Source organism: Deinococcus aquiradiocola, assembly GCF_014646915.1.
Lineage (GTDB): Bacteria > Deinococcota > Deinococci > Deinococcales > Deinococcaceae > Deinococcus > Deinococcus aquiradiocola.
On the sequence record NZ_BMOE01000029.1, the window covers coordinates 1 to 6946 of the forward strand.

Sequence of the window (6946 nt, forward strand, 5' to 3'; positions counted from 1 at the left end):
CAGGTAATCGCGTCCTTCATCGGCTCCAGTGCCAGGGCATCCACCATGGACCCTTACTATCTTGACCACTTCATTTGATTCATACACCGTCACCGCTGCGTTGCCGCAGCTGCGTGAGGTGGTATTTCCTCGTTTCGCGTCACCAGATTTTCATGCACCTCGCCGCGTCTGCTCTCGCTTTCTTCGGCTGCCTCGCTCGGAGGCTCAGAAAAGATACAGGACACTCCGCCAACTGTCAAGCGCCCACCTGGTCACGCCAACGGCGGACGTTCCAGATGCACGTCCCCGCGCGCCTCCAGCGCGGCCGCGAGCATGATCAGGCGCGCGTCATGCAGGGTCGGCGCGATCAGCTGAATGCCGACCGGGAGGGCCACGCCGTCCACCGTCTCCGTCCCCATCGGCACGCTGAGGGCCGGAACGCCCGCCAGACTGATCGCCACGGTGTCCACGTCGGCGGCGTACATGGCGAGCGGATCGCCACTGCGCTCCCCGAACCGGAAGGCCGGGAAGGGACTGGTGGGCGTGACGAGCACGTCGAACCGCTCGAAAGCCGACGCGAACTCCTGCGAGATGAGCTGACGCACGCGCATCGCCTTGCTGTAGTACGCGTCGTAATAGCCGCTCGACAGGGCGTACGTGCCCATCAGGATGCGGCGCTTCACTTCCGGACCGAACCCCGCCGCGCGCGCCGCCGCCATGGAAGCGTTCACGTCGCCCGCCGCCGCCCGCGCGCCGTACGCCATACCGTCGTACCGCGCGAGGTTGCTGCTCGCCTCCGGCGTCGAGATGAGGTAATACGCGGCCACCGCGTACTCGGTGCCCGGCAGGCTCACCTCCTCCACCTGCGCGCCCAGTCCCGCCAGCGCGGCCCGCATGCGTTCCAGGGCCGCCAGGACGCCCGGCGTGTTCCCCTCCAGCGCCTGCGTCACCACGCCCACCCGCAGCGGCCGTTCCGGCAGTCCGGCCCGCAGCGCGTCCCGGAAGCCGGTGGGCGCGTCCAGACTCGTCGCGTCGAGCGGATCATGACCTGCGATCACGTCCATCACGAGCGCCAGGTCCGCCGCACTCCGCGCGAAGGGCCCCACCTGATCGAGACTGCTCGCGTGCGCCACCAGCCCGTACCGGCTCACGCGGCCGTAGGTGGGCTTGAACCCGTACACGCCCGTGAACGCCGCCGGCTGCCGCACCGACCCGCCCGTGTCGGACCCCAGGCTGATCGGCACGAAGCCTGCCGCGACCGACACGGCACTCCCGCCCGACGTGCCGCCCGGCACGCGCACCGTGTCCCAGGGGTTCAGGGTCGGGCCGAAGGCACTCGTCTCGGTGCTGCTCCCCATCGCGAACTCGTCCATGTTGGCCTTGCCGACCACCACCGCGCCTGCCGCGAGAAGCCGCTGCACGCTCGTGGCGGTGTAGGGACTCACGTAGGCCTGAAGCATGCGGCTCCCGCAGGTGGTGGCCGTGCCGCGCAGGTTCAGGTTGTCCTTGATGACGACCGGCACGCCCGCCAGCGGCAGGCTCTCCCCGGCCTCCACGCGGGCCGCGACCTGCTGCGCCTGCTCCTGCGCGAGCGGGTTGAGGCTGATGAGGGCGTTCAGGGACCGCTGCGCCTCGGCGCGCTCCACGGCCGACGCGAGCGCCTGCTGCGGCGTCACCTCGCCGCGCGACACCTGCTCGGCGAGACGCGCGGCCGAGGACTGGACTGGACTGGACTGGGAAGCTTCCGGCAGTGACATGCAGACATGGTAACGGCCCCGCCCACCGCCGGAACCGGCCTATACAGACGGCCCGCCCGGACCGGACCCGGCACGCGGGACAGAGGGCGCTTCAGCCGGCCGGTTGGACGAGGACCGCGTCACCCACATGCAGACGCGTCCGCACAAGCAGTTCCGGCGGCAGCATCAGTTGCGTGCCCGCCGTGGACCCCACCGTGACCGGCAGGGTATGCACCACGTTCTGCGGGTCGCGCAGCGCGATGTGCGAGAAGTGCCGACCCAGGTCCTCGCGCCAGCGGCGGATGATCGTCTCGTCCACCACTGCCACGCCCTTCACCTGCCGCGTCACGGCGACCGTCAGGCGAGCCACCCGCGACTTGCGCGCCACCAGCAACCCCAGCCGCGCCAGGCGGGACAGCATCTCCAGCGCCTCCGGGTTCCGCGCGAGTTCCCGCAGCGGCGTGCCCGTCTCCACCTCACGCAGGACGCGTTCCTGCGACAGGCTCCACGGCATGCGCGCCACGCGTTCCGGCGACGTGATCTTGCCCGGACCCTGCAGCAGCAGTTCAGGCGTCGGCAGCTCCGACAGCGCCTCCATCGCCAGCGAATCCATGTCGGTGTCGAGGTGCGGGTCCGGATGCACCTGCCCCTCGTCGAAATTGAAACGCCCACGCGGGTCGGCCAGCAGCGCCGAGAGGGCCGACACGTCCCGCAGCACCCCGAACTCCACGTGCATCACGCGGCCGTCCTGCAGCCACGCCTGGAATTCCTGATCGCGGTACACCCGCAGGACACCGGTCCGGCGACTCTCCGCGAGCATGTACAGCAGCTCCAGGAAGTCAAAGGTTTCGAGGCTGGATGTGGAACGGGTCATGGATGCAGGGAGGACAGAACAACGGAAGCACGGCAGGAAAGACGAGAACAACTTGACATCGAACGACAGTCTAGACGCACGCGGGCACCGGAACGAAACCGGGCGCTCCGCAGGCGGACAGGTCCATCAGACACCAGCGGACCTGACACGCTTCTCACAACCCGGCCCACCACCGGCCCGGACGCGTCAGCCGCGCAGCAGGCCGCTGAAGTTCTCGGCGTCCAGTTCCGGCAGCTCCGACAGGCTGTTCAGCCCGAACTCGATCAGGAAACGCGCCGTCGTCGCGTACAGCAGCGGCTGACCCACCGCCGGAGAACGGCCCGCCACGCGCACCAGTTCCCGCTCCTGCAGGGTCAGCACGGTGCTCGCCGACCCGCCGCGCATCGCCTCGATCTCGGCGCGCGTGACCGGCTGCCGGTACGCGATGATCGCCAGCACCTCCAGCGCCGCGCCCGACAGGGACGGCAGGGCGGGCGGCGCCATGATCGGCGACAGCAGCGCCGCCCGCTCCGGCGGCACGACCAGCCGGTACCCGCCCCCCACCGCCTCCACCCGGAAGCCCGCCCCCAGGTGCTGCAGCGCCGCGTCGTACCGCGCCACGAGCGCCTCCACGCCAGCCGCGTCCAGTCCCAGCAGCGAAACGAGTTCCGGCAGGGTGAGCGGACGCCCCGCCGCCAGGAGCGCTGCGCCGAGCAGTTCGCGCACCTGCCGCTCCGCCGTGTTCAGCCCGGAGGGCGCAGCCACCGGCTCCAGGGTCAAGGCAGCACCGCCAGCACCTCGGCGAGCGACACGGCCCCCACCCGCACCACCGTCCTCGTCCGCAGATCGAAGACCGTACTCGCCTCGCCCGACACCACCGCCCCGCCCGGCCCGTCCGGCAGCAGCACGTCCGCCAGCCCGTACCGCTCCGCTTCCGGCAACGTCCGCGCGGACGGCAGGCCACTCGGGTTGAGGCTCGTCGTCGCGAGCGCCCCGCCCATGCCCTCCAGCAGCGCCCTCACGGCCGGATGGGCCGGAACGCGCAACCCCACGACGCCGCCCGGCGCGACCCACTCCGGCACACCCTCCCGCGCCCACGCCAGCACCGTCAGCGGCCCCGGCCAGAACACCGACAGCGCCTCCAGCCCTTCCTGCCCGGCCCGCGCCCACGAGAGCGCCACCCCGGCATCCAGGCACGACAGCTGCACCGGCTTCGCCGCCTCCCGGCCCTTCACCGCGTACAGGCGACCCACCGCCCCGCCCGACGCGGGGTCCGCCGCCAGACCCCACACCGTCTCCGTCGGAAACCCCACCACCCCGCCCGCCCGCAGGGTGCGCACGGCGCGGTCGAGCAGAGCGGGCGGCAGCGGGGACGGACGGGACAGGTCGGACATCGGCCTTCTATTTGAGAAGAAACGTAAGCAACTTGCAAGACCCCGCCCGTATACTTGAGGTATGGCTGTCTTTGAATACCGCGTCCGCGACCAGGGTGGCAAGATCATGAGCTCCCAGATGGAAGCGGAAAGCCTGGCGCAGGTCCGCGACAACCTCCGGTCCAAGGGCCTCATGATCGTCGAGATCAAGGCGCCCCGCACCGGCATGAACGCGGACATCAAGATCCCCTTCCTGTCCGACCGCCCCCCCGGACTGAAAGAGATCACGGTCTTCTCCAAGCAGATGGCGACCCTCATCAACGCCGGTGTGCCGCTCGTGCAGTCACTCGCGATCATGCAGCGGCAGCTGGAGAACCCCGCCTTCAAGAAGGTCCTGCAGACCATCCGTACCGACGTCGAGGCCGGCACGCCCTTCTCCGAGGCGATCGCCAAGCACCCCAAGGTCTTCACGAAGCTCTACATCAACCTCGTCCGGGCAGGCGAGACCTCCGGCACGCTCGACGCCATCATGGAACGCATCAGCGGCTTCCAGGAAAAGGAACTGATCCTCAGGGGCAAGATCAAGAGTGCGCTCACCTACCCGGTGATCGTGCTGGTGTTCGCGCTCGGCGTCACGTACTTCCTGCTCACCACCATCGTCCCGCAGTTCGCGGGCATCCTGAATCAGCTCGGCGGACAACTGCCTGCCCTGACCAAAGGCCTGATCGCCGTCTCCGACTTCCTGCAGCACCGGACCCTCGTCCTCTTCGCCATCATCGCGGTCCTGGTGTTCGCGTACCGGAGGTACTACGCGACGCCTGTCGGACGCATGCAGATCGACACGATCAAGCTCCGCATGCCCGTCCTCGGCCCGCTCCTGCAGCGCACCGCCATCGCGTCCTTCTCCCGCACCTTCGGCCTGCTGCTCAGCAGCGGCGTGAACATCATCGAGAGCCTGGAAATCACGCGCGGCACGGCCGACAACGCCGTGGTCGAACAGGCCATCGACAACGCCCGCAACGTCGTCATGGTCGGTGAACAGATGAGCGGCTCCCTCGCCAGCAGCAAGATCTTCCCGCCCATGGTCGTCTCCATGGTCTCCATCGGCGAGGAGACCGGCGCGCTCGACAACATGCTCGGCAAGATCGGCGACTTCTACGAACGTGAAGTGGACGAAGCCGTCGACAGCCTCACCGCCGCCATCGAACCCGTCATGATCGTCTTCCTCGGTGTGATCGTCGGCCTGATCGTGGCCGGCATGTTCCTCCCGATGTTCGCCGTGATCGGCCAGCTCAGCAAATGAAGGTGTAGGACGGCGGGATAGTTTGCCAAAAATCAATATACATTGCCAGTCAAAAACAGAGGGATGCCACCAGCGTCCCTCTGTTTTATTCCCTCCTGCACGATAAAAACACGGCTTTCGCGCCTTGCGGCATCGCTGTAAGTGGCAAAGTATATTGAACATGATTTTGGGAAGAACACTGTTCTGGACGGGTTGAATCTTGTTTGCCAAAAATCAATGTATACTGCCACTCTTCTCTCCCGGTGATGTTCCTCGATGCATAATCGCTCTGGGAGGGCTTTTTCCATGGAATTTGTTCATTCGGCCCTCCCTGGTTGAAGGCATATGTTTTCCCTGCACTCTTCCCTTTCTACCGTGGTATTCCCTCAGTGGTCCTCGCTGATTTCCTCGGGTCGGGATAAAAGACAGTGCGCCTTGCCCTGCTGCAAGACGGATGAGATATCACGCTCCTGAACAGCGCGCAGCAAGGGCTGTGCCAACATCGGGACCGAATCCTGCGGCGATTTCAGAGCATCGTATACACGCAGCACGTGGCTTATCGCTCAGGCGAACGTTGTCTTGGAAGCGGTCCATGTCACCAGGCGGTTGAGTCTTGGACGGACGCTACGACTGTTCCGACCATGATCCCGATCAACGGCACTGGCCCGCTTCGCGTGAATTTGTAAGTGGCAAAGTATCTTGATTATTTCACTGTAAGTGGCAAAGTATCCTGGTTTCGTCTTTGGAGGTGAAATCGCATTTTGTTCATACTGGACGCATGAAACCCGATCAGGCCTAAAATCACTTTTGTTTGCCACTTACAGTGCTTGCTTTTTTGATCGTCACCGATTTACACTTCCACCACCTTTACGCCCACAGCGTATTGGGCGGACAGCAATACAGCCAGGCCCCCGGTCGAACAGGATCCTGGCTGTACGACGGTCCCACACCCCTGAAGGAGCACGACCATGACGCAACTCTACAGCGTGTCATACGTCACTAACCCGGGAGGGATCACAGAAGACGCACCAGTCACTGATCTTCTCCGGGTCCCGGTATCTACCATCTCCCCTGTCCGGATTCCCCGCAGTTACAAGGGTCAACTGCACCTGGGCGGAAAGTACCTGTTCGAAACCACTGGCCAGCACGTCATTTTTGAAAGCCGCCTCGAGCAGGACGCCCTGCGCTTCCTTGATCATCAGCGCTCTGTCCTTCAGGTGGCCGCTCAGCCGATCATGCTGAAGTTCAGCTTCAACGGGAAGAACTATGTCCACTACCCAGATTTCCTGATTGAACGGCAGTGTCAGCGGAACCTGCTGATGAATGTCCGGACGAAAGCCTACGTGAGCACCCCGCAGGCCGTACGGGCGTTCAGTGCAGCGCAGTCTCTTGCGGATGCGCTCGGCTGGGACTACGAGACGTGGTCCGAACCCCTGACGGCCATGAACCTGAATCTGCGATTCCTGGGCGGCTTCCGCTTTCGTCCGTACGGCTTCCTCGACCTGGCACCGCAGTTGCTGCGCGCCTGTGACCAGCCGATCCGCCTCGACGATCTCTGCGAACGTGCCCGTCCTGAAGTGCTTGTCCGTCCGGTACTGTTTCACCTGCTCTGGACTCGGTGCGTGCGCTCGCCAGCTTGGCCCCCGCCGCTCAGCTTATCGGGCCACTCGCGCTCATTCTTATCGGGCTCTCTTTCTGCCAGTCACGAGCTGAGATCAGTCTA

General features: G+C 65.6%; 6 protein-coding genes. 2 read left to right on the top strand and 4 right to left on the bottom strand.

The window, feature by feature from the left end:
* Window positions 1-251: 251 nt before the first annotated feature.
* The 4 genes from gatA to IEY33_RS18940 all read right to left on the bottom strand — a co-directional run bounded on the left by gatA (window position 252) and on the right by IEY33_RS18940 (window position 3962).
* Window positions 252-1736, bottom strand: coding sequence for an Asp-tRNA(Asn)/Glu-tRNA(Gln) amidotransferase subunit GatA (gene gatA, locus IEY33_RS18925; protein WP_188964858.1), 1485 nt, complete (start codon window positions 1734-1736; stop codon window positions 252-254).
* Window positions 1737-1827: 91 nt separating this feature from the next.
* Window positions 1828-2589, bottom strand: a complete 762-nt coding sequence (locus IEY33_RS18930) for a DUF4388 domain-containing protein (RefSeq protein WP_188964859.1) — start codon at window positions 2587-2589, stop codon at window positions 1828-1830.
* A 186-nt stretch (window positions 2590-2775) separates the two neighbouring features.
* Window positions 2776-3333 carry an SMC-Scp complex subunit ScpB gene (scpB, locus tag IEY33_RS18935; RefSeq protein WP_229671169.1) on the bottom strand — a complete coding sequence of 186 codons (558 nt, stop codon included), beginning with the start codon at window positions 3331-3333 and terminating at the stop codon, window positions 2776-2778.
* Between the two features lie 11 nt (window positions 3334-3344).
* On the bottom strand, window positions 3345-3962 hold the full coding sequence (locus tag IEY33_RS18940; RefSeq protein ID WP_188964860.1) for an L-threonylcarbamoyladenylate synthase: 618 nt from the start codon (window positions 3960-3962) through the stop codon (window positions 3345-3347).
* Between the two features lie 61 nt (window positions 3963-4023).
* Here IEY33_RS18940 and pilC point away from each other — a divergent pair, with 61 nt between their 5' ends.
* Together pilC and IEY33_RS18950 are read left to right on the top strand one after the other, a co-directional pair.
* On the top strand, window positions 4024-5244 hold the full coding sequence (gene pilC / locus IEY33_RS18945; protein WP_188964861.1) for a type IV pilus assembly protein PilC: 1221 nt from the start codon (window positions 4024-4026) through the stop codon (window positions 5242-5244).
* Between the two features lie 947 nt (window positions 5245-6191).
* A partial coding sequence (locus IEY33_RS18950) for a TnsA-like heteromeric transposase endonuclease subunit (protein ID WP_188964862.1) occupies window positions 6192-6946 on the top strand: 755 nt, incomplete at its 3' end.